Here is a 26,090-nt window from a genome sequence, read left to right as displayed (position 1 = left end):
GGCGTACCCTCGCGAATGTGATCGTTGACAGTGCGCTCTATCGCGACGGCGTCCGGGTACCGCTGAACAGTGCCATCTCGGACCTGGCGTCGGTGCGCGCCAGCTGCCAGGACGAGAACAGTTTCATCTGGGTCGGTCTCCACGAACCCGACCAACAGGAGCTGGCCACCGTCGCCGAGATCTTCGGACTGCATCGCCTCGCCGTCGAGGACGCCGTGAAAGCCCATCAGCGCCCCAAACTGGAGCTGTACGAGGACTCGCTGTTCCTGGTGCTGAAGACCCTCTGGTACGTCGACGAGGAGGACGCCGTCGAGACCGGCGAGGTGAACCTCTTCATCGGTCCCGACTTCGTGGTCTCGGTCCGGCACGGTGAGGGCAGCGAACTGCGGACCTCCCGGGGCTACCTGGAATCCCACCCCGAGCTGGCCGCGCACGGGCCGACAGCCGTCGTCTACGCGATCTGCGACCGCGTCGTCGACGCGTACGAGGCGGTCGCCGCAGAGGTGGAGGAGGACGTGGACGAGGTCGAGGCGTCGGTCTTCTCCCCCGTCCGCAGCGACGACTCCCCACGGATCTACATCCTCAAGCGCGAGCTTGCGGAGATGCGCCGCGCGGTTCTGCCGCTGCGCGAGCCGATCCGGCGGATCACCGAGGCTCGGGTCCGTGGCTTGTCGTCCCAAGCCGCACCGTACTTCCGCGATATCGGCGACCACCTGATCCGGGTCAGCGAGACCATCGACAACCTCGACGGCCTGCTCTCGTCGGCGTTCGACGCCCAGCAGGCCCGGATCTCGGTGCAGCAGAACGACGACATGCGGAAGATCTCCGCAGGCGTCGGCCTGGTCGCCGCGCCGACCCTGATCGGCTCGGTCTACGGGATGAACTTCGACCACATGCCCGAGCTGCACTGGGCGCTCGGCTATCCGTTCGCGCTCGGCCTGATGGCGTTGTCCTCGTTGGCCGCGTGGATCTTCTTCAAGCGGTCCGGCTGGCTGTGATCAGGCCGCCATCGCGCCGGCGGCCAACATGACCAGCACGAACGCGCCGAGCGCGACCCGGTAGATCACGAACGGCGTGTAGGACTTCGTGGAGACGTAGCGCAACAGCCAGGCGATCGCGGCGTAGCCGACGATGAAGGAGACGACGGTGGCGGTCAGGGTCGGCCCCCAGCCGAAATCGTTGTGACCGTTCGGGATCTCTTTCAACTCGAAGAGCCCAGCCCCGACCACCGCCGGGATCGCCAGGAGGAAGGCGAAGCGGGTTGCGGCCTCACGGTCGAAGCCGAGGAAGCGGCCCATCGAGATGGTGGCACCCGAGCGGGAGACACCCGGGATCAACGCCGCGGCCTGGGCACCGCCCAGGAGCAGCGCTTCACGGACGCCGACGTCCTTCATGGTCTTGTTCGAGCGGCTGGTGCGGTCCGCGATCCCGAGGATCACGCCGAGCACGATCAAGGCGGTACCGATCACCCAGAGGTTGCGGAAGTCCTTCTCGATGATGTCCTTGAGCAGGACACCGAGCACGACGATCGGCAGCGAGCCGATGATGATGTACCAACCCATCCGGGCGTCGGCGTGGCCTCGGTACTCGGCGCGGACCAGCGAACGCAGCCACATCGTGGCGATCCGCCAGATGTCCTTGCGGAAGTAGATGAGCACCGCCAGTTCGGTACCGATCTGGATCACCGCGGTGAACGCGGCACCGGGGTCGCCCCAGCCGAAAAGCTCCGGGAAGATCCGCAGGTGGGCGCTGCTGGAGATGGGCAGGAACTCGGTCAGACCCTGCAGGACGCCCAGGAACACCGCTTTGAGGAACTCGATCACAAATCCGAAGCCTAGATGCCACGGAAAGCCTCAGCTTGCACCCTCCACGGCGAGCCGCGTCCGAGCCGTGTGGGTGTGTGACCTAACGTTTCCCGCATGCAGCAGCGTGCCGTCGGCAACACCGGTTTGAAGGTCTCTCGTCTCGGCCTGGGCACGTTGACCTGGGGTCGCGACACCGACGAGCACGAAGCACGTGACCAGCTGATCGCCTTCACCGAGGCCGGCGGCACTCTGATCGACACCGCGGCGGGCTACGGCGACGGCGCCTCCGAGGAGCTGATCGGCAGCCTGATCGGCGACGTCGTGGACCGTGACGAGCTCGTGATCGCGACCAAGGCAGGGATCTCCCGACGGCGCGGCGTCCGCGAGTCCGACACCTCACGCGGCACCCTGCTGCGGTCGCTCGACCAGTCGCTGAAGCGGCTCGGTGTCGACCACGTGGACCTGTGGCAGGTGCACACCTGGGTCGACGACGTCCCCCTGGAGGAGACGCTCTCGGCGGTGGACTACGCGGTGAGCACCGGCCGCGCCGCCTACGTCGGGATCTCGAACTACAGCGGCTGGCAGACGGCCCAGGCAGCGACCTGGCAGCGCGCGGTGCCCGGCCGGGCGACGTTGGCCTCGACCCAGGTCGAGTACTCGCTGCTGGCCCGTCAGGTCGAACAGGAGGTGCTCCCCGCCGCCGAGGCGATGGGTCTCGGCGTCTTCCCGTGGTCCCCGTTGGGCCGCGGCGTGCTGACCGGGAAGTACCGCACCGGCACCCCCGCCGACTCCCGCGCCGCCTCCGCGCATTTCGCCAACTTCGTCGGCAGCTACCTGACTCCGCGCAATCAGAGGATCGTGGAGGCTGTGATCGCTGCTGCAGACGGTCTGGGCTGGACGCCGATCGAGGTCGCGCTGACCTGGGTCCGCGACCGCACCGGTGTCACCGCGCCCATCGTGGGCGCCCGTACGGCGGCCCAGCTCCGGGCCTCCCTGACGATCGACGAGCTGGCCCTGCCGCCGGCGTTGATCGACGCACTCGACGACGTCTCAGCGGGAGAGTGAACGATGCCGGCGGTTGAGCGACGCGCCCTGCGGAAGGGCATGGAGTGGGAGTTCGATCGCCTGGTACTGCCGCGCGAGCTCAGCCGTAGCCTGGTCACCAGGATCCTGGTGGACCGCGCGGAGAACGGCGGCTGGGAGCTGGATCGCGTTCAGATCAAGAGCGACGGCATCCGCCGGATCGTGTTGCGCCGCAAGATCATCCGGCAGACCCGGCCCACCTTCACCTTCTGATCAGCCCAGCATCCGCTGATCAGGCGAGGTCGAGGAACCGGTCGAAGACCCGCGCCCCGAACTCGAGCGCCTCCAACGGCACCCGCTCGTCGACGCCATGGAAGAGCGAGCCGAAGTCGAGGTCGGCCGGCAGCCGCAAGGGCGCGAAGCCGTAGGAGTCCATCCCCAGCTTGCGGAAGTGCTTGGCGTCGGTGCCAGCGCCCATCAGGAACGGCGCCACCACGGCGTCCGGATCCGCCTCCAGGAGCGAGGCCGTCATCGCGTCGACGATGCGTCCTTCGAACGGAGAGGCCCAGGGCTGCTGGTGCGAGACCGCCTCCCAGGTGACGCCGTCCCCGCAGAGCTCGGCGAGGGTGGCGAAGAACTCCTCCTCGTAGCCGGGCAGGAAGCGCCCGTCGACGTGCGCCATCGCTTCGCTGGGGATCACGTTCACCTTGTAGCCGGCGTCGAACATCGTCGGGTTGCAGATGTTCGCGATCGTGGAGCCCAACATCGCGGCACTGGACTCGAACTCCTCGACCAGGGCCCGCGCGTTCTCCGGGGTGGCCTCGGTACCGGCGATGTCGGCGACGGCTGCCAGGAGGACCTCCATCGCCGGGGTGAGCCGTACCGGCCACTGGTGGGCGCCGATCCGTGCCACCGCACCGGCGAGGCGGCTGATCGCGTTGTCGGTGTTGATCATCGAGCCGTGCCCCGCCTTGCCACGGGCGGTGAGCTTGAGCCAGGCCATCCCCTTCTCGGCGGCTTCGATCAGGTAGATCCGCTTACCGCGAACCGTGGTGGTGAAGCCGCCCACCTCGCCGACCGCCTGGGTGCAGTCGGCGATCAGGTCGGGGTACTGCTCGACGACGTACTGCGCCCCCTTGTGGCCGCCTGCCTCTTCGTCGGCGGTGAAGCAGAGCACCAGCGGGCGTCGGGGCTGGGCGCCGGTGCGGGCGCGTGCCCGGACCACCGAGAGCGCCATCGCATCGAAGTCCTTCATGTCGACGGTCCCGCGTCCCCACAGGTAGCCGTCGTGGATCTCGGCGGCGAACGGATCGAACCTCCAGTCCTCGGCCGCAGCCGGGACGACGTCGAGGTGGCCATGGATCAGCAGCGGCTCGCCGTCGCCGTCTCCCCAGCGGGCTACCAGCGAGGTGCGTCCGGGCTCGGACTCCATGAGAGTGCTCTCGATCCCGACCTCATCGAGCAGTGCGGCCACGTACTCCGCCGCCTTGCGCTCCCCCGGGCCCTCGGCGTCGCCGTAGTTGGAGGTGTCGATCCGGATCAGGTCGCGGCACAACTCGACGACTTCAGCGGCCGCGTCATAGGTCTTCGGGGTGCTCTGATCAGCCATGCCGCCATCTTGTCATCTCACTGATGGGGGCCCGATGTGCGTTGTAGGCCTTGATGTTGTTATGGTTTCACCGCACTCGTCCGGGTGGCGGAATAGGCAGACGCGCTAGCTTGAGGTGCTAGTGCCCTTTATCGGGCGTGGGGGTTCAAGTCCCCCCTCGGACACAAGTAACAAGCAAGAATCCCACTGCAAGATCGGCTCATCAGCCGGACTGCAGTGGGATTCTTCGTTTGCAGCGATCGCGACGGAGTTCCGGGCCGTTCTACGGATGCAGAAGTCGGTCGGGTAGGTTCCCGACGTGACTGCGATCTCCACCGACAAGACTCCCCCGCCGCCCCGTCTGATCGATCTCGACGACGCCGGGATCGCCGCGGAGCGTGAGCGTTACGCCGGGCTCACCGAGGCGGTGCGCGAGTTGATCGACGCAACGGTGCGGACCACCGTCGGAACCGAAGAGCTCGATGACGTCGCCGCCATCGTCCGGGCCCAGACCGCCCGGCTGCGCGACGCGCAGGTCGACGGTCCGCTCGGGGTCACCTGGACCTCACAGGGCAAGCGGCTCAGTTGGGGCAATGCCGTGGTTGGTCACCGGAACCCGATCGCTCCGCCGGTGAACTTCACCGCCGAGGCGGATGGCACGGTCTGGGCGGAGTTCACGCTGGGGGCCGCCTACGAGGGGCCCAACCACCTGATCCACGGCGGCGTCTCCGCGATGATCCTGGACCAGGCCCTGGGTGTCGCTGCCGAGGTCTCGGGCGCCCCCGGGATGACCGGGACCCTGACCGTCCGCTACCGCCGAGGCACCCCGCTCGGGGCACTGCGGGTCGAGGCGAAGGCCACCCACCACGAAGGGGTCAAGACCTTCGTCAGCGGCACGATCAGCGACGCGGACGGCATCTGCGTCGAAGCCGAGGGAGTCTTCATCCTGCCTGCGGCAACGCGTGCGCTCTACGAGGAGCACGCGGCGCTGATCGGATACGACCCGACCAGTTACCCCGAGCGGTAGCACCGGCTCAGCGCTTCTCGCAGGCGATACCGTCCTTGTCGGCGTCGAGCCGCTTGTTGTGGCTCATCGCCTTGTTGTAGATGGCGGTCGACCGCTTGAAGTTGGTCACCGGCTTCCCACTGGTCCGGTCCTTTGCATTGTTGCGGCCCACCCCGTGCGGATAGACCTTCTGCAACGCGGTGCAGTTCTTGAACTGCTTGGGCATCGCCGCCTCAGCGCTCTGCACCATGCTCAACGGTCCGATGGCCAACGCTGCCGACGCCAGGCCCACGGCCAGGTGATGAAACCTCATCGCTCTACCCTCTTCCTCACTCCGGGCGACCGCTCTCGGGCGCGGTCGCTGACCTGAAGCCAAGCCCAGAAAGCGCTGCAGCGGGGCCGAATGCCGCGAACCGGCAGTGATCAGGTGCTGTGGTTCAGACCAGCAGTGCCTGGACCGACGCCAGACTGTCGGCCGCTGCCGCGTTCTTGTCGTCGCGGTACCGCAACACGCGTGCGAAGCGGAGCGCGACGCCACCCGGATACCGACTGGACCGCTGCACGCCGTCAAAGGCGATCTCCACCACCTGCTCGGGCCGCAGCGTCACCACGTAGCCGTCGTCGGCGACCTCCAACTCACGGAATCGTTCGGTCTGCCAGGCCAGCATCTCGTCCGTCATCCCCTTGAACGTCTTGCCCAGCATGGTGAAGGTGCCGTCCGGGTTGCGCGCGCCGAGGTGGATGTTGGAGAGCCAGCCGCGGCGCCGCCCGCTCCCCCGCTCGACGGCCAACACCACCAGGTCGAGGGTGTGCCGAGGCTTCACCTTCACCCAGCCCGCGCCGCGTCTCCCGGCGGCGTAGGGCGCATCGAGCGCTTTCAGGATCACCCCTTCGTAACCGGCTGCGACGGCGTCGACGAAGAAAGCCTCGGCCTCGGTGACCTGGCCCGGGGCTCGGTAGTCGGTCACCATCCGCGGCGCCAGCTCGACCAAGGCATCGCGTCGCTGCGCGAATGGTGCATCGATCAGGTCGACTCCGTCGCGGTGCAGTAGGTCGAAGAAGAACGCCTGGAGCTCCTCCTCGCCGGATCGGGTCGCCGAGCGGGACGCCGTCTCCTGGAACGGCCGGGGCCGTCCGTCGCCGCCGATCAGCAACGCCTCGCCATCCAGCACCACGGTGTCGCAGGGCAACGTCAGGGCCTGAGCGACGACGCCGGGCATCCGGTCCGTGACGTCGTCGAGGCTGCGGGTGAAGATCCATACCTGTTCGCCGCGGCGGTGCACCTGCACCCGGACCCCGTCGAGTTTGGTGTCGACGCCGACCGCACCCGTGGCGCTACCGCCGTCGATGCTCTCCCAACCGCTGAGGACGTCGGGCGCGCTGCCCGCCAACATCGGCCGGACCGCACGCCCTATCTTCAGCGAGAACTCCTCCAGCGCTTCGGCACCGCCTCGGAACGCTGCGCGAGCAACCGCCGGGATCGAGCCCCCGAGCATCGCAGCCCGCCGCACCAGGGCGACGTCCAGCGCAGCTGCCTCGGCGATCGCGTCGAGCAGCACCGCATCCAACGCCCCCTGGCGCAGTTCACCGGTGATCAGCCCGCGAAGGAACGCCTGTTCCGGCTCGGTGGCCCGTCCGAAGAGCTCGGAGACCAACGCGGTACGCCGTCCGGCTGACCCGGGCCCGGCAAGCTCGGCCATCTCCTGAAATGCAGCGTCGACCTCGGCCACCGACAGGGTGGCCGAGGTCGACGCTGGTGGCAGGTCCCGGAGGGTCGCCCACCCCACTCCGGTCCTGCGTTGTTGGAGCTCACCGGCCAGGTAGCTGGCTGCCAGTTCGATACTCTCGCCGGCTTCGGCAAGGATCGCAGCCAATGCCGCCCGCTTCGCCAGTCGAGACCGAGTGGCCCGTACGGCCTCCCACGCCTCAACGATCATCTGCAGTCGCACCGCGCCTCCTCCAGCACCCGATGCTCGGCAACCTACCTGGCCGGTGGGCGATCAATCCACGACGCGGACGGTGACCTTCTTGGTCATCTGCTTGTCGCGGAACCGGAGGGTCACATACTCGGTGCCCTCCTTCTTCCCATCTCGCACCGTCGGAACCTTGACGACGACCCGGCGGCGCTCCGCGGAGAGATCGGCACCCAGCGGATAGCTGTTCACGTACAGCGGCTTGGTTCCAGGTGTCTTGCCGAAGCGCTGTTCCCACCACTTGCCGACGTCGGCGACCCGGAGCACCGGACCCCTTCCCTTGACGAACCGGTACTTCACCGGCCACCAGTCGCCCACCCGCGCGTCACCGATCACCGCGATCTTGATCGGCTGCCCCTCACGCACCTTCTTGGTGAGCACCTTGATGGTGACCTTGGGGGCCGGGTCGTCGTCACGGATCGTCAGACCACCGATGTAGTTGTTGGTCATCGCCCCCGACAGCGCGGCAAGCGCCACCTGGTGCCGACGCGGGTAGAGCTCGTGGGTGGTGTTGCGCTCATAGCTGACGTCGACCATGCCGCTGGTCGCACCCGCCGGGATGGTGATCGTCACCGGGCGGCCGCCCCAGCTGCCTTCGCCGTCCAGCACCGCCCGGACCGTCGCCGGTGCCGTCAGCGTGCCGTGCACCTTCAGCGGCACCTGAGCGGTGCCCTGCTTCGGCGCATCACCCTCGTCGACGGTCACCTTGCCGACATCGATGATCGGAGCCCGCTTGGCCGGAGCAGCAGGCAGGTTGGTGTCAGCGGCTGCCATGTCGAGCACCCAGACCTTGCCCTTCGCGGACTTCGCGACCAGCTCGACGGACTTGATCCGGGACAGGTCGATCGCAGCACTGCTCGGGTCCACGATCACGCTCTGGGCCCAGTTCCGCACCAGGTACCGGCTCCCCGGCAGCGGAACCAGCTTCTCACCGCTGGTCGGGGTGAGAGTGGCGCTGGCACCGTCCGCGTCGGTCAGGCGGACCCCGACCCGGGTCGAACCGGTCTTGGCGTCGACGACGGTCCGGAGCTCCAGACGACGTCCGGTCACGTCCAACGGCGTCGGGAAGGTGAGGCCGGCGCTCTGCCCGACCGCCTTCCAGGAGACCTCCCACGCCTTGCGGACGGCGACCCGCTCCTCGGCCTGGGTCCAGTGTGGCGACGTGCTGTCGCCCATCACCTCACACGCCGTCGAGGGACGGCCGCTGACCACGGTCCGGCACAGCCGCGAGGTGGCGGTCGGGCTGGCCGTCAGCGTCGCGTCGACGCCGGGGCGCCGGGCGTCGCGGCCACCACCGATCGCGGCGGACATCAGCTTGGCGTCACCCAGCGAGGTGAGGGTGGCACCGGTGCCGTCGAAGAGCGGCAGCATCTGCTGGTCGTCCTTGGCGAAGAGGTGCACAGCCCCAGCCATCAGCACGGTCCCGGCCCGACGCTGCTCGGCGGCGCTGAGGCGCCCCTCGTGCTTCCGGCCGCAGAAGGCGGTGGGGTTGCCGCCCCAGTCGTCCCAGGACGGAGCCGCAGCGATCCTCGGCGTCCACTCGGTGTTGAAGTAGTTGTGGTTGGCCCCGAAGACCATCACAGCGCTCTTCAGCGAGGTGTCGTCGGCCATCACGTCGCGGTTGAAGTCGACGAACCGCTGCCCCTGCAGGTCGGAGACGTCGCCGTCGCAGTGCGGCAGCAGCGAGACGGTGGGCACGTAGGGCGCGCTCTGACTGGCGAAGTCGGTCGGCGCGACCAGTACCTGGCCAGCGATCGTGTAACCGGCGTCCAGCGGCGTCCGCAGCGAGGCCCGGTTGACGCCCTCGCCACCACGGCTGTGCCCGATCAGGATCACCTTGTCCAGGTCGATCTGGCGCGCGGCGGCGAGCGTCTTGAAGTAGTCGAGGTGGGCGTCGATCAACGAGGCCCGCGCTTCTGCACCGCCGTCTGCGAGCCGGTAGTCCTGGGCGTTGATGCCGTTGGCTCGGATCGAGACGGTGGCGTAGCCCTGACTGGCCAGCACCTGCTGGACGTAGTCGTAGCCGAGGTGGCTCGGGATCTCCTTCTGCGGCTTGCAGGGCCAGCCATCGCCGGTCTGCGGGCCTTGGCCCTTGCCGTAGCAGACGCTGTGGCGTCCGTGCAGGAAGACCACCAGCGGGCGTGGACCGGTAACCGCGTCTGCCACAGGCTCCACCACATGGCCGACCATCTCGATCGGCTGCGGCATCCCCGGCATCTTCACCCCGGGCCGGGTGTAGTTCGAGGTCCGGACGGCGTACGGGCCCTTCTTGCTGGGGTCGCTGGCGAGCGGACTCCGGCCGGCCACCAGGCGCGGCAGCGTGTCGACGGCGAACAGATCGGTCCGCGCCCGATCGTCACCCTCGACGTCGAGCCGGTCGCCGGAGAGGACGACATCCAGGGTCGCCCCCTCGGGGGCGGATCCGGTGACCTCCACCGAGACCACCCGGCCGGTGGCGTCCACGCTGGTCGGACCGAGCGGAAGACCGGCCGCGTCCACGATGCTCGGCCGGTCGGCACCCATCGGCAGATCGGTCGGCGAGGTCCAGCTCACCAGGTATCCGCCGGGGGTCGCATCGACCCGCCAACTTCCGCGCGGCGTCTCCGCCGTCGTGGACGTTTCGCCCGTTGGCTCCGCCAACGCCGGCGAGAGCCCGCCCAACGCCAGCAGCGCGGCGACACCCAAGGTCACCCAGCCTCGTCGCAATCTCATCTACCTACTCCTTCGTCCTCACCCGGCAGCCCCGGAAAACCGGCGTCGCTGGGTATGACGCACCAGCAGCGGTTTAGGTTCGCTCCGCGGCCGACATTATTTCGGCGAGCCGCTCGGCGAGGGCGCGGGCCGATCGGTCGACCAGCGTCACCCACTCCATCGCACCCTCGTCGGCGTTGTCGGAGATGTGCTTGATCAACCGGACGGGGACGCCGAAGCTCCGGGCGGCCCAGACCACGGCGAACCCTTCCATGTCGACCATGTGGGCCCGCTGCGCAAGTGCGTCTCGGACCGCCGGGTCGCTGACGAACATGTCGCCGGTGGCCAGCAGGACGCCCTCCTCGTCACTCAACTCGAGGACGTCCTGGGGGTCGAAACCGAGGGCGCGGATCGCGTCCGCGCTCAGGTCGTGGTTCCAGACGGCGGCCGGCTCGTAGACCCCGGCCATCCCGTCGCGGAGGGCACCGGCACTGCCGATGTTGACCACGACCAGGTCATCCCGGTTCGGCAGCTCGGCCAGTGCCCGGGTCACCGCGACCGCCGCGGCAGTCTTCCCGACACCGGTGATCACCACCGGAACATCGGCAGGGACGTACGCCGCCTCGGCCTTGGTGGCAGAGACGACCAGGTAGCTCACCACGAGCTGGAGAGGGGACGACCCTCGTGGTAGCCGGCGGCGGACTGGATCCCGACCACGGCACGGTCGCGGAACTCCGCAAGGGTGCTGGCACCGGCATAGGTGCACGAGGAGCGGACCCCTGCGGTGATCTGGTCGATCAGGTCCTCGACCCCGGGACGTTGCGGGTCGAGGTACATCCTGGAGCTGGAGATCCCCTCCTCGTAAAGACCCTTGCGGGCCCGGTCGAAGGCGGACTCCCCCGAGGTCCGGTTCGCCACGGCTCGCGCCGAGGCCATCCCGAAGGACGACTTGAAAGCGCGGCCCTCGCCGTCCCGCATCAGGTCGCCGGGTGACTCATGGGTGCCCGCGAACCACGAGCCGACCATCACCGAGGAGGCACCGGCGGCCAGCGCCAGCGCGACGTCGCGCGGGTGCCGCACGCCGCCGTCGGCCCAGACCCGGCCGCCGAGGTCGCGGGCGGTCTGCGCACACTCGAGGACGGCTGAGAACTGCGGACGTCCGACGCCGGTCATCATCCGGGTGGTGCACATCGCGCCCGGGCCGACGCCCACCTTGACGATGTCGGCACCGGCCTCGATCAGGTCCCGGGTTCCAGCCGCAGAGACCACGTTCCCGGCCACCAGCGGCACCTGCGGGTTCAGTGCCCGCACGGCACGCAGTGCCGTCAGCATCCGGTCCTGGTGCCCGTGGGCGGTGTCGATCACCAACGCGTCGACGCCGGCCGCCAGCAGTTCCGCGGCCTTACCGGCGACGTCGCCGTTGACGCCGATCGCGGCCGCGATCGCCAACTGTCCTTGGGCATCCAGCGCCGGGCGGTAGACGGTGGACCGCAGCGCACCGAGCCGGGTCAGCACGCCGACCAGCCGACCGTCGGCGTCGATGGCCGGTGCCAGCGGCACCCGGGCGTGGTCCAACACCTCGAACGCTTCGCGCGGGTCGGCGTCAGCGGAGATGGTGACCGGGTTGGCGACCATCACGTCACGGACCTGCGCGAACCGGTCGACACCGGCGCAGTTCTTCTCCGAGACAACACCGAGCACGCGGCGCTCGGCGTCCACCACGACCGCTGCCCGGTGGGCTCGCTTCGGGATCAACGAGAGCGCGGCCTCGACCGCCTGGTCCGGGGCGAGCTCGATCGCGGTGTCGAGCACCAGATGCCGCGCCTTGACCCAGCCGACGACGTCACGCACCACCGACGCCGGAATATCCTGCGGCAGCACGGTGAGGCCACCACGACGGGCGACGGTCTCCGACATCCGGCGGCCCGCGACCGCGGTCATGTTGGCGACCACGATGGGCAGGGTCGCCCCGGTGCCGTCGTCGGTGGTCAGGTCGACGTCGTAGCGACTCGACACCTTCGAGTGCGCCGGGACCATGAAGACATCGTCATAGGTCAGATCGTGGGGCGGCCTGCTGTCATGGAGGAATCGCACGTCGGCAATCTACGCCGCCGCTCCACAGCCACGTAACCTGCGCTCGTGGAAGCGATCACTCCCGGCGAGCCGTCTCAGATCGCCGCGGCGCTGCGCACCGAGTTCGTCGCCCGGTACGGACACCCGGCGCACCAGCTCGCCAGGGCACCGGGGCGGGTCAATCTGATCGGTGAGCACACCGACTACAACGGCGGGCTCTGTCTGCCGATGGCCCTTCCCCACGCCACGTACGTGGCCTTCGCTCCGCGCGACGACGACCAGGTGCGGGTCCAGAGCCTCGGGGTCGGAACCTGGAGTGGCTCGCTGGCTGACCTCCCGACGGCGGAGGGCTGGGCGGGCTATGTGACCGGAACCCTGTGGGCGTTGGGGATCCAGCGCGGTGCCGACCTGCTGATCGACTCCCGGGTTCCGGCCGGGAGCGGCCTCTCCAGCTCGGCGGCGCTCACCTGCGCGGTGGCGAGCGCCGTCCGTCCCGACCTGGTGACTGATGTCGGACGTCCGCGGTTGGCTGCGGCCGCGATGCGGGCAGAGCGCGAGGTGGTCGGTGCTCCGACCGGGGGTTTGGATCAGACCATCGCGATGCTGGCCCCGGCCGACGGCGCGCTGCTCCTGGACTTCGGGCGACCCGACGACGCTGGAACTCCTGGCGCAACAGCGGTCCCGGTGCGGCTGGGTGGCTACCGCCTGCTCGTCGTGGACAGTGGAGTGCGCCACGATCTCGCCGCCGGTGGATATGCCGAGCGACGCGACGAGTGCCACCGGGCGGCTGCCGCGCTCGGCGTCGAGCACCTCTCCCAGGCGGACCCAAACGCCGTAGCTGAGTTGAGCGATCCCGTGCTCCGCCGTCGTGTGCGGCACGTGCTGAGCGAGAACCAGCGGGTCCGGGACGCCGTCGCCGCCTTGGCCGCCGGCGACCTGGGGATCATCGGCGACCTGCTGACCGCCTCTCACCTCTCCCTGCGCGACGACTTCGAGGTGAGCTGTCCCGAACTCGACCTGCTGGTCACCACCGCCCTCGACGCCGGAGCGGCCGGTGCTCGGATGACCGGTGGGGGCTTCGGTGGGGCCGCCGTCCTGCTCGTTCCGGACGAACACGCCGTAGGGGTCCTCGCCGCGCTGGACGCGGCGTGGGAGGCCTGGGGTTGGAACGGCCTGAAACTGCTGGACACCGGTGGCGGGGCGCCACGTGCCGGTCTGATCGACGCGGGTTAACGCACGCCCTCGTACCGCGCCTGGAACTCGGCCAAGGCCCGGATCGTCTCCGGGTCACCGGCGCGCCAGCCGCCTACCGGGTCTGCAACCAACTCCCTGAGCAGATCGGTGGGCTGGGTGGTGATCGCCCGCAGGGCATAGACGGCGGGATCGAGCGGACCCTCGACGCGGGCGCGACGGACGAACCGCGCCCGGCGGGGCAGATAGGTGGCCAGCATCAGCACGTTCGGCGTCAACGCCACACCGAGCCCGGCCTTCCACGCCATTCCCTCGACCGTCTCGGTGCCGTCAGCGCTGAGCTCCGCCAACTGTTCGACCCGCTGGGTCATGGTGAAGATGATCGACCCCATCGAACCGCCGAGCAGCGGGACGGCCTCGACCTGGCTCTTCAGCGATGTCAGGTCTTCGGCCATCCGGGTGGTGATCACTTCGGCCCGTCGGGTCGGTTCGGCGGCCTGGTCGATCGAGGAGGCGATGCTCCATCCCTGCCAGAGCCAGAAGACGACCCAGAGGCCGACCAGGAGGTCGGTGGTGATCTGACGGCGACGGCGCGGCTCGTGTCCGGAGTACAACCTCATGGCGCTATCCGATCAGAGATCCAGGCCCCGCTGGGGGAAATCGGTCTGAGTGCCGCTACTCATCCGCATTCAGGTAGTTCGCCCACTGTGCTGGCCGTTGCCAGCGTCCAGGCTGGTAACCATGACCAACACGATCCCCACCAAGAACACCAACGCCTTCTTCCTGCAGGCTGCGATCGCCTTCGGCATCGCGCTGCTGACCATGGTCCTCGCCGTCTGCTACCTCCCGGTGGACCCGTGGATCCGCGCCTTCCTGGCGCTCGGCACGCTCTTCCTGACCACCTCGTCGTTCACCCTCGCCAAGTGCGTGCGCGATGCCCAGGAGAACCAGGCCGTCTATGCCCGGATCGACCAGGCCCGCGTCGACCGGATCCTGTCTGAGCACGACCCGTTCCGCGAGGTCGCATGACCCGCACTCCCCCGCCAACTGAAATCAAGACTGGCCCGGCTTCCCCCCTGGAGGCCGGGCCAGTTGCTTGTGCCTGAGCTACTTGAGCTCGGCGCTGGAGAGACCCAGCACGCGGCGTGCCACGATCAGCTGCTGGATCTGCTGGGTGCCCTCGAAGATGTCGAGGATCTTGGAGTCGCGGGCCCACTTCTCCAACAACTCGGTCTCGCTGTAGCCGACCGAGGCGGCCAGCTCGACACAGCTGAGGGTGACGTCCGAACCGACCCGGCCCGCCTTCGCCTTGGCCATCGAGGCCTCCAGCGAGTTGGGCTGCCGGTTGTCCGCCATCCAGGCGGCCTGCAGGGTGAGCAGACGGCCACCTTCCCAGTCGGACTCCAACTGGAGGAACTTCGCGGCGGCCGCCGACTGCACCTGGGCCGGACGGTCGTAGTCGATGACGACACCGGCCTCTTCGAGCAGGCCACGGGTCAGGTCGAGGGCGGCCCGGGCACAGCCGACCGCCATCGCGGCGACCAGCGGACGGGTGTTGTCGAAGGTGGCCATCGCACCGGCGAAGCCCTGCTTCACATCGATGTCGGGGCTGCCGAGCAGGTTCTCGGCCGGCACCCGGCAGTCGGTGAAGGTGATCACCGCAGTGTCGGAGGCGCGGATGCCGAGCTTGTGCTCGAGCCGCTCCACCTTCAGCCCGGGCGTGCCCTTGGTGACCACGAAGGACTTGATCGCGGCCCGGCCGAGCGACTTGTCGAGGGTGGCCCAGACGACGACGGAGTCGGAGCGGTCGCCGGCAGTGACGAAGATCTTCTCGCCGTTGAGGACGTACTCGTCGCCGTCCTTGACTGCGGTGGTGGTCAGCGCGGCGGAGTCCGAACCCATCGACGGCTCGGTGATCGCCATCGATGCCCAGGTGCCCTCGAACCGCTTCAGCTGCTCGTCGTTGGCGACCGAGGCGATCGCGGAGTTGCCGAGGCCCTGACGCGGCATCGCGAGGGTGAGGCCCGTGTCGCCCCAGCACATCTCGGCGACGGACTGCACCGAGGCGAGGTTCGCGCCGTTCTTGACGCCCTTCTCGTCGGCCTTGTCGTCACGGCGGACGCCGGTCGCGCCGGCACCCTCGGAGGCGCCGGAGTCGGCGAGCCCGTCGATCATCGCGGCCAGCATGTCGAGCTCCTTGGGGTAGGAGTGCTCGGCCTGGTCGTACTTGCGCGAGATCGGGCGCAGCATGTTCATCGCGACCTGGTGGGCCTGGTCGATGAGTTGGCGGTGCTTCTTGGGAGTCTCAAGATTGATCATGGTGGTGTCTCCTGTCTAAGGCCAGAGCCTCAGACCAGGACTCCTCCTTCCATCACTCCGATGGCCCGCAGATCGCGGTACCACCGCTCGACCGGGTGTTCCTTGACGAAGCCGTGGCCACCGAGCAGCTGGACGCCGTCGAGGCCGATCCGCATGCCCTTGTCGGCACAGGCCTTGCGGGCCAGCGCGACCTCGCGGCTGAAATCCTTGCCCTGGGCGGCACGCGAGGCGGCCCGGTAGGTCAACAGACGCATCGCCTGCAGCTCGATCGCCATGTCGGCGACCATGAAAGCGACGGCCTGGCGGTGGCTGATCGGCTCACCGAAAGCCTGACGCTCGTTGACGTAGGTGGTCACGTACTCCAGCACTGCCTGGCCGGTGCCGACGGCGAGCGCGCACCAACCAAGGCGGGCGAGCCGGACACACTCCAGGTAGGTACTGCCGTCGGTGCTGCCGAGGACGGCGTCGGCGCTGACCCGGACGTTCTCCAGGCGGAGCGTCGCGAGGCTGGCTGCGCGGACACCCATCGACGGGTCGGCCTCGACGGTGACGCCTTCACTGCCGGACTCCAGCAGGAAGAGCACGTTCGCGCCGTTGAGCCGGGCACCGACGACGAAGAGTTCCGCCTCAGCTGCCCGGACGACCAAGGACTTGGTCCCGTTCAGTAGGTAGTCGCTGCCGTCCTTGACCGCGGTGGTCTTCGGGTCGAGGACGTCGAAGAGCACGGTCGGCTCGTTGAGCGCCAGTGCCGCGGCCGGAACGGCGTCGCCGGTGAACTCCGGCAGGTAGGTGGCCTGCTGTTGGTCGCTGCCCCACAACGACAGCGCGGTGGCGACCGAGCCGGGAGCCAGCGCGGCGACCGCGAGGCCCATGTCGCCCTTGGCCAGCGCTTCGGCAACCAGGGTTCCCGCCATCGCGGAACGCTCCTCGGAGATGCCCCCGAGCGACTCCGGTACGCCCAGGATCGGCAGCCCGATCTCCAGGCTGGCGGCGAGAAGCTCAGCGGGGGCGACGCACGCCTCGTTGGCCTCGGCCGCGGCGGGCCGCAGAACTTCGGCGGCGAAGTCGCTGACCACGTCGACCAGCATCTGCTCGTCCTCGGAGGGAGTGAGGTCGAAGATCCCGGTCGGGTTCGCGGCCGGCACCCGCACGCCGGCAACGTCCTTCTTCCCCTTGCGGGCGAAGGCGCGGCTCGCCGAACCGGCAGCCTTGAAGCCGCTGCGGGTGACGTTGAAGACGCCCCGCTCGGTCTGCTTGCGCAGGCCGATCCGGTCGATCAACTCACTCTGGGCCAGCTTGTTCAGGGCCAGCACAGCCAGGCCGATGGGGTCGCGGGACTCGCTCTTGCTCACCCCGTACTTGCCACCGGGTGAGACGGCGTCCTTGGTTGCTTTGAGGAGGGACATAGAGAAAATGTAACTCTGAGTTACACATTGCGCCACAGAACTCCGAAGAGACGCAGGTCACGAACGCTAGGCGCATTTCGTCGCCTTCGCCGCGAATTGCCTCTAGCGTCGTCAAGATGATCCGAACCCGAGCTCTTCTCGGGGTGACCAGCGCATTGATCACCCACCTACGACGGCACGTCGTCGGCTACCTCGCGTTAGCCCTCGTCCTCGGTATCGCTCCCGCCTACGCAGCCGGTTCCATGGTCGGCTCGGCACAGATCAAGAAGAACGCGGTCAAGTCCCGGCACATCGGCAACGGCCAGGTGACGACAACCGACCTGAAGAAGGGCGCCGTCACCGCAAGCAAGGTCCGGCCCAACAGCCTGACCGGCGCCCAGATCAAAGAGTCCACACTGGCGATCCCCAAGGTACGGGAGTTCTACGGCACCCCCGGAACGATCACCACCACGACCACCGTGCAGCTCACCGGGCTCACCAAGGAAGAGGTGGACCGGTCTTCGTTCCTGGTCTTCTACAACACGGCTGCCGAGTCGGCGGACTCTTGGTACCCGGCCCCCGGCCTCGGCAGCGGTGCGATCTACAACACCCGCTGGTTCATCGGGGCCACCGGCCCGGGTGCCTACTACCTCACCCTGCGGTTCACCACGCCTGATGGGTCCGGTGGATATGCGAGCCAGATCAACCTAACGAAGTTGCGCGTCGTGGTCACCACACTTCCGGCACCCTGACTTCGCCGCCTGGGATCCCATCGGCTCTGTTCGGCCACCTTGGATACGGTGGGAGCCGACGGAGGAGGTCTGAGGAGTGCGCGGTGAACGGGCCGGCCGAGCAGCCAGTGCTGCGTGGACGATGCTGCTCGACAGCGGTCTGCTCGACCGCGTACGTCGCCGTCGCCCTGCTCCGCTGCCGGAGTTCCTGGAGGCGCTCGTCGAGATCGGCCCGGATGCTGTCCTCGACGACCCGTCTGGTGTCGGGGATGCCCTACTCCACCTCGGTCGGCAGTGGGCGACCACCACCGAGACACTGGCTCAGCCGGCCACCCTGCCCGCCGTGGTCGAGCGTCGGGAACGCCTCCGGGTCCATCCCGTCGCCACCTACGCGACGGCGGGGACCTCCGCCGCAGGGACCGCGGTCGTCGTCGCCGGATCGGCACCGATCGCACTGGAGGCGATCGCCGTCGTCGGCATCGTCGGTGCGACCGGACTGCTCTCCGGATGGGCCTGGCGACCGCACGCCCGCCGCCGGGACCGGAGCTTCACCGTGGGCGGCGTCGCAGCCCTCACCGCCCGGTCCCAAGCCCTCCTGGTGCAGCAGTCGTCCCTGCTGGTCCAACCCGATGCGATGCTCGCTGCCGAACGCCATCTCGCCGTCATCCAGGGGCTCGCCCTGACCGTCGAGTCCGCTGAAGCTGTCGCCGACACCAGCCGGTTGATCGACGCCCACGGCAACCTGATCGCGGAGCCCGCCACCCCGGCCGAACGGGCGATGGTGATCGAGCTCGTCGCCCACCGCACCCGCCTGGTCCACGCGCTGCTCTGCCAGCAGAGCCAGGCGCACCGCGACCAGGCGGCTCAGCGGGTGGAGCAGCACGCCACCTACCAACAGGTGATCGACGACCACACCGACTGAGTACCACCGGGCACCGCCTAGGATCGGTCACTATGTCCACCTCGGAACCCACCCCGTTCTCGCCCTACGGCCCGCTGCCTTCCGGCGGCACCGCCCGCCCGATGACCCGGTGGGGTACCCCGGTGATGCACGCACCGCAGCAGAAGGTCACCTCCTTCGACGCCGACCTCGCCTCGTTGGTCGCCGACATGGTCGCCACCATGTACGCCGCCGACGGCGTCGGCCTCGCCGCCTGCCAGATCGGCGTGGACCTGGCCGTCTTCGTCTTCGACTGCCCAGACGCCGAGGGCCTGCGGGTCCAGGGCGTCGTCTGCAACCCGGTGCTCACCCTCCCCGAGGGCAAGGACCGCCACCTCGACGCCGACGACGAGGGTTGCCTCTCTTTCCCCGGTGCCTTCGTGGAGTGCGCCCGCCCCGACTACGCAACCGTGCACGGCTTCGGCATCGACGGACAGCCGGTCACCTTCTCCGGAGACGGACTCCTCGCCCGCTGCCTCCAGCACGAGACCGACCACACCCTCGGCACCGTCTTCGGCGACCGGATCTCGGCCAAGGCCCGCAAGAAGCTGCAGAAGCAGCACGACAAACTGGCCGACGAGTACCCCGCCGACTGGCCCGCCTAACCCCGAACCGTCAGGCATACGCGCCGAACCGTCAGGCATACGCGCCGAACCGTCAGGCATACGGCGCGAACCGTCAGGCATACGCGCCCAACCGTCAGGCGTTGCTCTCCAATGCGCGCGTGGTCAGGTAGCAGGCCACCGCGCTGGCGGCAGCGACGTTGAGCGAGTCGATCCCCTCACGCATCGGGATCACCGCTCGCCGGTCGGCCTCGGCCTGCCAGCGCGGGGAGATGCCCGGCCCTTCGGAGCCGAGCACCAGCGCGACCTTCTCCAGTCCCTGCACCGCATCCTCGATCGGGACGGCGTCGTCGGCGAGCGTGAGCGCGATCGTGGTGAACCCGGCCGCTGACAGCTCCGGCAGCGCGCCGCGCCACTCGGGGAGCCGGGTCCAGGGCAGCGCGAAGACCGCCCCCATCGCCACCTTGATCGAACGCCGGTAGAACGGGTCTGCGCAGCGCGGCGAGAGCAGCACCGCGTCGAACCCCATCGCCGCACCGCTGCGAAAGATCGCGCCGACGTTGGTGTGGTCGACGATGTCCTCCAGCACCAGGACCGAACGGGCCCCGTCGATGACCTCGGCCACACTGGGCAGCGGACGCCGATGCAGCGACGCCAGAGCGCCGCGATGCACGTGGAAGCCGGTGACCTGTTCGGCCAGCTTCTCGCTGAGTATGTAACAGGGCGCGTCCGTCCCGGCGAGGACGTCGTCGAGCCCCTCCAACCACCGTTCCGCCATCAGGAAGGAGCGCGGCGCGAACCCGCCCTCGAGCGCTCGCCGGACCACCTTCTCCCCCTCGGCAAGGAAGAGCCCGTGCTCGGCCTCAAGCAACCGGCGCAACTGGACGTCGCGCAGGTCCCGGTAGTCGGCGAGGCGGGGGTCGTCGGGGTCGGTGATCTCGATCAGTTCAGCCACGAGTCAGAGCCCGGCGCTCGGATAACGCTCCGGATGCGCCACGGCCACCACGTCGCCGACGACGATGATCGCCGGCGGGCGAAGGCCCTCTGCAGTGATCGTCTCCGCCAACTCGCCCAGGGTCGTCAACACGGTGCGTTCGCCAGGCATCGTCCCGTCCTGGATGACGGCGGTCGGCGTCGATGCCGGCCGGCCACCGGCGACCAAGGCGTCGGCGATCGCCGGAGCGTTCTCGACAGCCATCATCAGCACGACGGTGCCACGCATCTTGGCCAACGCATCCCAGGCGACCAACGACTCGGGGTGACCCGGTGGCAGGTGCCCCGAGACCACGGTGAACTCGTGGGTGACGCCGCGATGGGTGACCGGGATACCGGCCCGGGCCGGAACCGCGATGGAGGAGGTGATGCCGGGCACCACGCTGACCGGAACCCCGGCGGCGCGACAGGCGATCACCTCTTCGTAGCCACGTCCGTAGACGAAGTTGTCGCCGCCCTTGAACCGGACCACGCGTTTCCCGGCCAGGGCACGTTCGACGATCACTTCGTTGATGAATTCCTGGGCCGCGGACCGCCCGCGCGGCAACTTGGCCACATCGATCAGCTCGACGTCGGGGCCGAGCTCGTCGAGGAGTTCGCGGGGCGCCAACCGGTCGGCCACCACCACGTCGGCCGAGGCCAGCGCATGGCGGGCGGCAATGGTGACCAGCTCCGGGTCGCCGGGCCCGCCGCCGACCAGCACGACGCCGGGGGTGCGGTCGTGCTCGAGGCTGATCACGCCTTCACGGAGCAGATGCATGATCTCGTCGCGCAGTTGCACCGATCGGCGCGGCTCGCGGTTGCCCAGGACGGCGACCGTCGCACTGCCGTGTCGGCCCACAGCCGGGGTCCATGCCGTTGCCTGTGAGGCGTCGTCGCTGCGAACACAGAAGATCCGCCGCTCCTCAGCCGCACTGGCGACCGCAGCGTTGGTGACCGCGTCATCGGTGGCGGCGATCACATACCAGGCCTCGTCGAGGTCGGCGGGCTGGAACCCGCGCAGGACCAGCGTGAGTTCGTCCTTCATCCCTTCGAGCGCCGGAGTCACCTGCGGCGAGACCAGGTGCACCAGCGCTCCGGCGGCGATCAGGCTCGGCACCCGCCGCTGAGCGACGTGCCCACCACCGACGACGACCACCTTCCGCCCGGCCAGGCGGAGGCCGACCGGATAGGTGACGACGTGGTCCGACTCGTCGTTCACGCTTCGATCCCCGCATCCGCGAAGGTCGCCATCTCCGCCAGGATCGCGGCGGCGGAGCGGATCAGCGGGACGGCGAGTACCGCACCACTACCCTCGCCGAGGCGCAGGTCCAGCTCGACCAGCGGGCGCAGGCCGAGTGCCGCGAGCGCTGCGGTGTGGCCGGGTTCGACGCTCCGGTGCCCGGCCAGGCAGTAGCTCACGGCTTCCGGGCTGAGCGCCTGCGCCACCAGGCTCGCCGAGCCGGCGATGACGCCGTCCAGCACCACTGGGATGTTCCGGGCGGCGGCTCCCAGGATCAGGCCGGCCAGGCCGGCGTGCTCCAGACCGCCCACCTCGGCAAGGACCTCGACCGGGTCGGCGTCGGCGGCGATCCGGGCCACGGCCTCGGCCACGATCGTGGTCTTGTGACTGAGCATCGCGTCGTCGATACCGGTGCCGCGGCCGGTGATCTCGGCTGCGGGCAGTCCGGTGAAGTGGGCGATCAGGCAGGCCGACGCCGTGGTGTTGCCGATACCCATGTCACCGGTGACGATCAGCTCATAGCCGGCTTCGGCGAGCTCCTCGGCGATCCGGATACCGGTCCCGAGGGCCTGCAGGGCCTCGTCGCGGGTCATCGCCGGACCGTGCGCGAGGTCAGCCGTCCCGGGCCGCACCTTGCGGACCCGGACCACGGCGTCCTCCTTGACGTCGTCGACCATGCCCATGTCGATCACCGTGACGTCGGCACCGATCTGGCGCGAGAGCACGTTGACCGCCGCCCCACCGGCCCGGAAGTTCTCCACCATCGAGGTGGTCACGCTCTGCGGCCAGGGAGTGACTCCGCTGGCAACCACGCCGTGGTCGGCAGCGAAGACCGCGACCGCCACCTTCTGCGGGACCGGCGGAGGACAGAGCCCGGTGATGCCGGCGAGGCGCACCGAGGTCTCCTCCAGGACGCCGAGCGAACCGGCCGGCTTGGTCAGGATCGCCTGGCGCTCCCGCGCGGCACGCATAGCGTCCGCGTCGAGGCTCGTGATCGCGGTTACGGTCTGGGCAAGGAGATCCGAGGGAGTCACCCGGCTATTGTCCCGCAACCCGGCCCGGGACGTTGGTCCGCATCCACAGGACGGCTAACTTCGCCCTATGAGCATCAAGCGCCCAGTCGCCCCCAACCCCTACGACCTACTGCCGGCGCGGCCGTCCTTCACCGTGACCAGCACCGACGTCACCGATGGTCAGCCGCTCAAGGACGACCAGGTGGCGGCGCTGGGGAACACCTCGCCGCAACTCTCCTGGTCCGGAGCGCCGGAAGGCACCAAGTCCTACGTGGTGACCTGTTTCGATCCGGACGCGCCGACCCCGAGCGGCTTCTGGCACTGGGTCCTGGTGGACCTGCCCGCCGATGTCACCTCACTGGAGACCGGCGCCGCAGCTGCAGCCCTGCCCGGGGCCGCCTTCCACGTCCGCCACGACGGCGGCGCCGCCGGTTTCATGGGCGCAGCTCCGCCGCAGGGCGACCAGGTGCACCGCTACTTCTTCGTGGTGCACGCGGTCGGTGAGGAGTCGCTCGGCGTCGACGCCGACGCCTCCCCCGCCGTGGTCTCCTTCAACCTCGCGTTCAAGACGCTGGGTCGCGCGATCCTGCACGGGACCTACCAACACTGAGGTCTCGACAAGCTCGACCACCGGGCCATGCTCGACTACCCGGATCAAGCTCGACCACCGGGGCCACCGTTGATCGAGCTTGCCGAGATCAGGCGGAGTGCAGCAGCTCCTCGAACGGCGTCGGGTCTGCGAACTCGTCGCGGACCACCCGGCGCCGCGCGCCGCCGACCAACAGGTCGGCCAGTTCCGCGCCGGCCCGGGCGACCCGCTGGGCCAACTGACCGTCGGCGTTGCTGCCGAAGTCCTCGGTCGCTGCGAAGACAGCGGTCGGCAGGACGATGGCCCGCAGGTAGGCGAAGAGCGGCCGAACCGCGTGCTCCAACACCAACGAGTGCCGCGCGGTGCCGGCGGTCGCCGCGATCTGTACCGGTACTCCGACCAGGGCGTCCTTGTCCAAGACGTCGAAGAACGTCTTGAACAGGCCGCTGTAGGAGGCGGTGAAGACCGGGGTCACCGCGATCAGCGCGTCGGCCTGCTCCACCTTGGCGATCGCCTCGGCGAGCGCACCGGTGGCAAAACCGGTGGTCAGGTTGTCGGCGAGCAGGTGGGCCAGCGGCCGGAGCTCGATCACCTCGACCTCGGCGCGCTCACCCCGCTCACCGAGCTGGGCCACCGCGGCGTCGGCGAGCTGATCGGCCAGCAGCCGGGTCGACGACGGGTCCGAGAGTCCGGCAGTGATGACGACGATCTGCATCATCGTCTCCTTTCACGTGGGTGGGTCAGTCCTGAACCAGGGCTGCGGGGTTGATCCGGGAGACGGCGTGCGGCGACTGTCCGGTGACGTCGTCGGCGGCAGCGTGCACGGTCGAGTCCTTGGGGCCGCCTGCCGCCGCGACCAGCGACGCGTGGGTCGGCGCCTCGGGCACGTTCGCCGGACGCAGGGCGTCGAACTCCTTGCGCAGCACCGGGAAGACCTCTTCACCGAGGATGTCCATCTGCTCCAGGACCGTCTTCAGCGGCAGACCCGCGTGGTCGATCAGGAACAGCTGGCGCTGGTAGTCACCGACGTAGTCGCGGAACGACAAGGTGCGCTCGATGATCTGCTGCGGCGAACCGACGGTCAACGGGGTCGCCTCCATGAACTCCTCCAACGACGGGCCGTGCCCGTAGACCGGAGCCTTGTCGAAGTACGGCCGGAACCGGTTGACGGCGTCCTGGCTGTTCTTGCCGACGAAGACCTGGCCACCGAGGCCGACGATCGCCTGCTCCGGCGTGCCGTGCCCGTAGTGGGCGAAGCGACGACGGTAGAGCTCGACCATCTGCTTGGTGTGCGACGCCGGCCAGAAGATGTGGTTGTGGAAGAAGCCGTCACCGTAGTAGGCCGCCTGCTCGGCGATCTCGGGGCTCCGGATCGACCCGTGCCAGACGAACGGCGCGACGCCGTCGAGCGGCCGGGGCGTGGCGGTGAAGCCCTGCAACGGTGTGCGGAACTTGCCTTCCCAGTTGACCACGTCCTCGTTCCAGAGCCGACGCAGCAGCGCGTAGTTCTCCACTGCGAGCGCGATCCCGTCACGGATGTCCTTGCCGAACCACGGGTAGACCGGGCCGGTGTTCCCGCGACCGAGGGTGAGGTCGACACGACCGTCGGCCAGGTGCTGGAGCTGGGCGTAGTCCTCAGCGATCCGCACCGGGTCGGTGGTGGTGATCAGGGTGGTGGCCGTGGAGAGCAACAGCTTCTCGGTCTGCGCGGCGACGAACGCCATCGTGGTGGTGGGCGACGAGGCGGCGAACGGCGGGTTGTGGTGCTGACCGAAGGCCATCACGTCCATGCCGACCTCTTCGGCCTTCTTGGCGATCGCGACGGTCGCCTTGATCCGCTCGTTCTCGCTCGGCGTGTGACCCGTGGTGGGGTCGGTCGTCACGTCGCCGACGGTGAAGATTCCGAGCTGCATCCTGACCACTCCTGAAGTAGTTGAAAACCGAATCACCTAGCCAAACGGCGAACCACCACCGAGTATTCCCAGGCCCGACAACCACCCGAAATCGCCGAGGTTTGCCACAATCGACCCATGACCTCTGGAGCCGTCACCCAGACCGATCCGCTCGGCGCTGACTACACGCAGACCGTTCTGCCCCTGCCGGACGACGCTGAAGGGCCGGTCGTCGCCACCCTGGTCCACCGCCGCCGTCAGACCGGCACCTCGCAGGGAGCGGTCCTGCATGTGCACGGCTTCGCCGACTACTTCTTCCAGACCCCGCACGCCGACTGGTGGGTCGAGCGCGGCTGGGACTTCTACGCACTCGACCTGCGCAAGTACGGACGCTCCCTGCTGTCGCACCAGACCGCGAACTACGTCGCCGACCTGGCCGAGTACTTCCCCGAGCTCGACGCCGCCTGGCGGATCGTACGGAGCAAGCACGAGAAGGTCGTCCTCTCCGCCCACTCGACCGGCGGCCTCACCGTTCCGCTGTGGCTACAGGCCCGGACCTACGACCCCACCGGCATGGTGCTGAACTCGCCGTGGCTCGACATGCAGGGACCGTGGTGGATGCGGACGATCGGCACCACCGTGATCAAACAGCTCGGCTCCCGCCAACCGATGCGGCAGATCCCGCGCTCCGTCAGCGGCCTCTACGCCCGCAGCCTGCACCGCGACTACGACGGCGAGTTCGAGTTCAATCTGGATTGGAAACCGCTGGAGTCCTGGCCGGTCCACGCGGGCTGGCTCCGCGCGATCCGGTCCGGCCACGCCCAGATCCACCGCGGCCTCTCCCTGCGGCTCCCGATCCTGGTGCTCTCCTCGCTCCGCTCCGCGACGCCGTCCGAGATGGGCGAGGAGGTACACACCAGTGACATCGTCCTGGACGTCGAACAGATCCGTCGTTGGGTGCCGGCCCTGGGTACCCACATCACCAGCGTGGCGATCCCTGACGCGCGCCACGACGTCTGGCTCTCACGTGCCGAGGCCCGGGCTGTGGCTTTCGACGAATTGGAGCGCTGGACCCGCGCGTATCAGTAGGGTC

26 protein-coding genes and 1 tRNA gene are annotated in these 26,090 nt (G+C 68.9%); 12 read left to right on the top strand and 15 right to left on the bottom strand.

Translation table 11 applies throughout. From position 1 onward, the window contains the following. Window positions 1-17: 17 nt before the first annotated feature. The gene (gene corA / locus ACLM5J_RS12135; RefSeq protein ID WP_413656670.1) at window positions 18-998 is read left to right on the top strand and encodes a magnesium/cobalt transporter CorA; all 981 of its coding nucleotides are present in this window, start codon (window positions 18-20) and stop codon (window positions 996-998) included. On the opposite strand, the gene ACLM5J_RS12130 is transcribed toward corA, so the two are convergent. Next, window positions 999-1,823 (bottom strand): undecaprenyl-diphosphate phosphatase, encoded by an 825-nt coding sequence (locus tag ACLM5J_RS12130; RefSeq protein WP_413656669.1) that lies wholly within the window; start codon window positions 1,821-1,823, stop codon window positions 999-1,001. A 96-nt stretch (window positions 1,824-1,919) separates the two neighbouring features. Between ACLM5J_RS12130 and ACLM5J_RS12125 the strand changes: the two genes are divergently transcribed. After that, window positions 1,920-2,870 carry an aldo/keto reductase gene (locus ACLM5J_RS12125; RefSeq protein ID WP_413656668.1) on the top strand — a complete coding sequence of 317 codons (951 nt, stop codon included), beginning with the start codon at window positions 1,920-1,922 and terminating at the stop codon, window positions 2,868-2,870. 3 nt (window positions 2,871-2,873) lie between these two features. Beyond that, window positions 2,874-3,101 (top strand): DUF5703 family protein, encoded by a 228-nt coding sequence (locus tag ACLM5J_RS12120; protein WP_413656667.1) that lies wholly within the window; start codon window positions 2,874-2,876, stop codon window positions 3,099-3,101. 19 nt (window positions 3,102-3,120) lie between these two features. On the opposite strand, the gene ACLM5J_RS12115 is transcribed toward ACLM5J_RS12120, so the two are convergent. After that, the gene (locus ACLM5J_RS12115) at window positions 3,121-4,437 is read right to left on the bottom strand and encodes a M20/M25/M40 family metallo-hydrolase (RefSeq protein WP_413656666.1); all 1,317 of its coding nucleotides are present in this window, start codon (window positions 4,435-4,437) and stop codon (window positions 3,121-3,123) included. A 78-nt stretch (window positions 4,438-4,515) separates the two neighbouring features. Here ACLM5J_RS12115 and ACLM5J_RS12110 point away from each other — a divergent pair. Together ACLM5J_RS12110 and ACLM5J_RS12105 are read left to right on the top strand one after the other, a co-directional pair. After that, window positions 4,516-4,601, top strand: a tRNA-Leu gene (locus ACLM5J_RS12110). Window positions 4,602-4,735: 134 nt separating this feature from the next. Beyond that, window positions 4,736-5,443 (top strand): PaaI family thioesterase, encoded by a 708-nt coding sequence (locus ACLM5J_RS12105; RefSeq protein ID WP_413656665.1) that lies wholly within the window; start codon window positions 4,736-4,738, stop codon window positions 5,441-5,443. Between the two features lie 7 nt (window positions 5,444-5,450). Here the strand turns inward: ACLM5J_RS12105 and ACLM5J_RS12100 are convergent, their stop codons facing one another. From ACLM5J_RS12100 to ACLM5J_RS12080, 5 genes are all read right to left on the bottom strand, one after another. Continuing rightward, window positions 5,451-5,735, bottom strand: coding sequence for an excalibur calcium-binding domain-containing protein (locus ACLM5J_RS12100; protein WP_413656664.1), 285 nt, complete (start codon window positions 5,733-5,735; stop codon window positions 5,451-5,453). A 124-nt stretch (window positions 5,736-5,859) separates the two neighbouring features. After that, complete coding sequence (locus ACLM5J_RS12095; RefSeq protein ID WP_413656663.1) at window positions 5,860-7,371, bottom strand: ATP-dependent DNA ligase; 1,512 nt, start codon at window positions 7,369-7,371, stop codon at window positions 5,860-5,862. Between the two features lie 51 nt (window positions 7,372-7,422). After that, window positions 7,423-10,107, bottom strand: coding sequence for a hypothetical protein (locus ACLM5J_RS12090; RefSeq protein WP_413656662.1), 2,685 nt, complete (start codon window positions 10,105-10,107; stop codon window positions 7,423-7,425). A gap of 73 nt (window positions 10,108-10,180) precedes the next feature. Beyond that, window positions 10,181-10,744, bottom strand: coding sequence for a nucleosidase (locus tag ACLM5J_RS12085; RefSeq protein ID WP_413656661.1), 564 nt, complete (start codon window positions 10,742-10,744; stop codon window positions 10,181-10,183). Beyond that, window positions 10,741-12,180, bottom strand: a complete 1,440-nt coding sequence (locus ACLM5J_RS12080; protein WP_413656660.1) for a GuaB1 family IMP dehydrogenase-related protein — start codon at window positions 12,178-12,180, stop codon at window positions 10,741-10,743. Before ACLM5J_RS12080 ends, ACLM5J_RS12085 begins: the two co-directional genes overlap by 4 nt. A 45-nt stretch (window positions 12,181-12,225) precedes the next feature. Between ACLM5J_RS12080 and galK the strand changes: the two genes are divergently transcribed. Then, the gene (gene galK, locus ACLM5J_RS12075) at window positions 12,226-13,392 is read left to right on the top strand and encodes a galactokinase (RefSeq protein ID WP_413656659.1); all 1,167 of its coding nucleotides are present in this window, start codon (window positions 12,226-12,228) and stop codon (window positions 13,390-13,392) included. On the opposite strand, the gene ACLM5J_RS12070 is transcribed toward galK, so the two are convergent. Next, a complete protein-coding gene (locus ACLM5J_RS12070; protein WP_413656658.1) occupies window positions 13,389-13,970 on the bottom strand; it encodes a hypothetical protein in 582 nt (193 codons plus the stop codon). The genes galK and ACLM5J_RS12070 overlap by 4 nt on opposite strands. 121 nt (window positions 13,971-14,091) lie before the next feature. On the opposite strand from ACLM5J_RS12070, the gene ACLM5J_RS12065 reads away from it, so the two are divergent. After that, entirely contained in the window at window positions 14,092-14,379 is a 288-nt protein-coding gene (locus tag ACLM5J_RS12065) for a YiaA/YiaB family inner membrane protein (RefSeq protein WP_413656657.1), read from the top strand. A gap of 78 nt (window positions 14,380-14,457) precedes the next feature. On the opposite strand, the gene ACLM5J_RS12060 is transcribed toward ACLM5J_RS12065, so the two are convergent. After that, window positions 14,458-15,669: an acyl-CoA dehydrogenase family protein gene (locus ACLM5J_RS12060; protein WP_413656656.1), complete on the bottom strand. Its 1,212-nt coding sequence runs from the start codon at window positions 15,667-15,669 to the stop codon at window positions 14,458-14,460. Between the two features lie 29 nt (window positions 15,670-15,698). Further along, window positions 15,699-17,075, bottom strand: a complete 1,377-nt coding sequence (locus tag ACLM5J_RS12055; protein ID WP_413656655.1) for an acyl-CoA dehydrogenase family protein — start codon at window positions 17,073-17,075, stop codon at window positions 15,699-15,701. A gap of 116 nt (window positions 17,076-17,191) precedes the next feature. On the opposite strand from ACLM5J_RS12055, the gene ACLM5J_RS12050 reads away from it, so the two are divergent. The 3 genes from ACLM5J_RS12050 to def all read left to right on the top strand — a co-directional run bounded on the left by ACLM5J_RS12050 (window position 17,192) and on the right by def (window position 19,330). Next, window positions 17,192-17,806: a hypothetical protein gene (locus ACLM5J_RS12050; protein ID WP_413656654.1), complete on the top strand. Its 615-nt coding sequence runs from the start codon at window positions 17,192-17,194 to the stop codon at window positions 17,804-17,806. A gap of 76 nt (window positions 17,807-17,882) precedes the next feature. Further along, entirely contained in the window at window positions 17,883-18,707 is an 825-nt protein-coding gene (locus ACLM5J_RS12045; RefSeq protein WP_413656653.1) for a hypothetical protein, read from the top strand. A gap of 32 nt (window positions 18,708-18,739) precedes the next feature. After that, window positions 18,740-19,330, top strand: a complete 591-nt coding sequence (gene def, locus ACLM5J_RS12040; protein ID WP_413656652.1) for a peptide deformylase — start codon at window positions 18,740-18,742, stop codon at window positions 19,328-19,330. A gap of 94 nt (window positions 19,331-19,424) precedes the next feature. Here def and ACLM5J_RS12035 read toward each other — a convergent pair whose 3' ends face one another. Genes ACLM5J_RS12035 through cobT form a run of 3 tightly spaced genes read right to left on the bottom strand, consistent with a single transcriptional unit; the run spans window position 19,425 to window position 22,537 of the window. Then, window positions 19,425-20,243, bottom strand: coding sequence for a TrmH family RNA methyltransferase (locus ACLM5J_RS12035; RefSeq protein WP_413656651.1), 819 nt, complete (start codon window positions 20,241-20,243; stop codon window positions 19,425-19,427). Window positions 20,244-20,246: 3 nt separating this feature from the next. After that, the gene (gene cobA, locus ACLM5J_RS12030) at window positions 20,247-21,482 is read right to left on the bottom strand and encodes a uroporphyrinogen-III C-methyltransferase (RefSeq protein WP_413656650.1); all 1,236 of its coding nucleotides are present in this window, start codon (window positions 21,480-21,482) and stop codon (window positions 20,247-20,249) included. Continuing rightward, window positions 21,479-22,537 (bottom strand): nicotinate-nucleotide--dimethylbenzimidazole phosphoribosyltransferase, encoded by a 1,059-nt coding sequence (cobT, locus tag ACLM5J_RS12025; protein WP_413656649.1) that lies wholly within the window; start codon window positions 22,535-22,537, stop codon window positions 21,479-21,481. Before cobT ends, cobA begins: the two co-directional genes overlap by 4 nt. Before the next feature lie 67 nt (window positions 22,538-22,604). Here cobT and ACLM5J_RS12020 point away from each other — a divergent pair, with 67 nt between their 5' ends. Beyond that, window positions 22,605-23,126 carry a YbhB/YbcL family Raf kinase inhibitor-like protein gene (locus ACLM5J_RS12020; protein ID WP_413656648.1) on the top strand — a complete coding sequence of 174 codons (522 nt, stop codon included), beginning with the start codon at window positions 22,605-22,607 and terminating at the stop codon, window positions 23,124-23,126. A gap of 88 nt (window positions 23,127-23,214) precedes the next feature. On the opposite strand, the gene ACLM5J_RS12015 is transcribed toward ACLM5J_RS12020, so the two are convergent. Together ACLM5J_RS12015 and ACLM5J_RS12010 are read right to left on the bottom strand one after the other, a co-directional pair. Next, window positions 23,215-23,820, bottom strand: a complete 606-nt coding sequence (locus ACLM5J_RS12015) for an FMN reductase (protein WP_413656647.1) — start codon at window positions 23,818-23,820, stop codon at window positions 23,215-23,217. 25 nt (window positions 23,821-23,845) lie between these two features. Further along, window positions 23,846-25,018, bottom strand: a complete 1,173-nt coding sequence (locus tag ACLM5J_RS12010) for an LLM class flavin-dependent oxidoreductase (protein ID WP_413656646.1) — start codon at window positions 25,016-25,018, stop codon at window positions 23,846-23,848. Between the two features lie 117 nt (window positions 25,019-25,135). On the opposite strand from ACLM5J_RS12010, the gene ACLM5J_RS12005 reads away from it, so the two are divergent. Further along, window positions 25,136-26,086, top strand: a complete 951-nt coding sequence (locus ACLM5J_RS12005; RefSeq protein ID WP_413656645.1) for an alpha/beta hydrolase — start codon at window positions 25,136-25,138, stop codon at window positions 26,084-26,086. Window positions 26,087-26,090: the final 4 nt, after the last annotated feature.

The sequence above is a fragment of the Nocardioides sp. Bht2 genome (assembly GCF_047308515.1).
Taxonomy (GTDB): Bacteria; Actinomycetota; Actinomycetes; order Propionibacteriales; family Nocardioidaceae; genus Nocardioides.
This window is presented reverse-complemented; position numbering and strand designations above follow the sequence as displayed.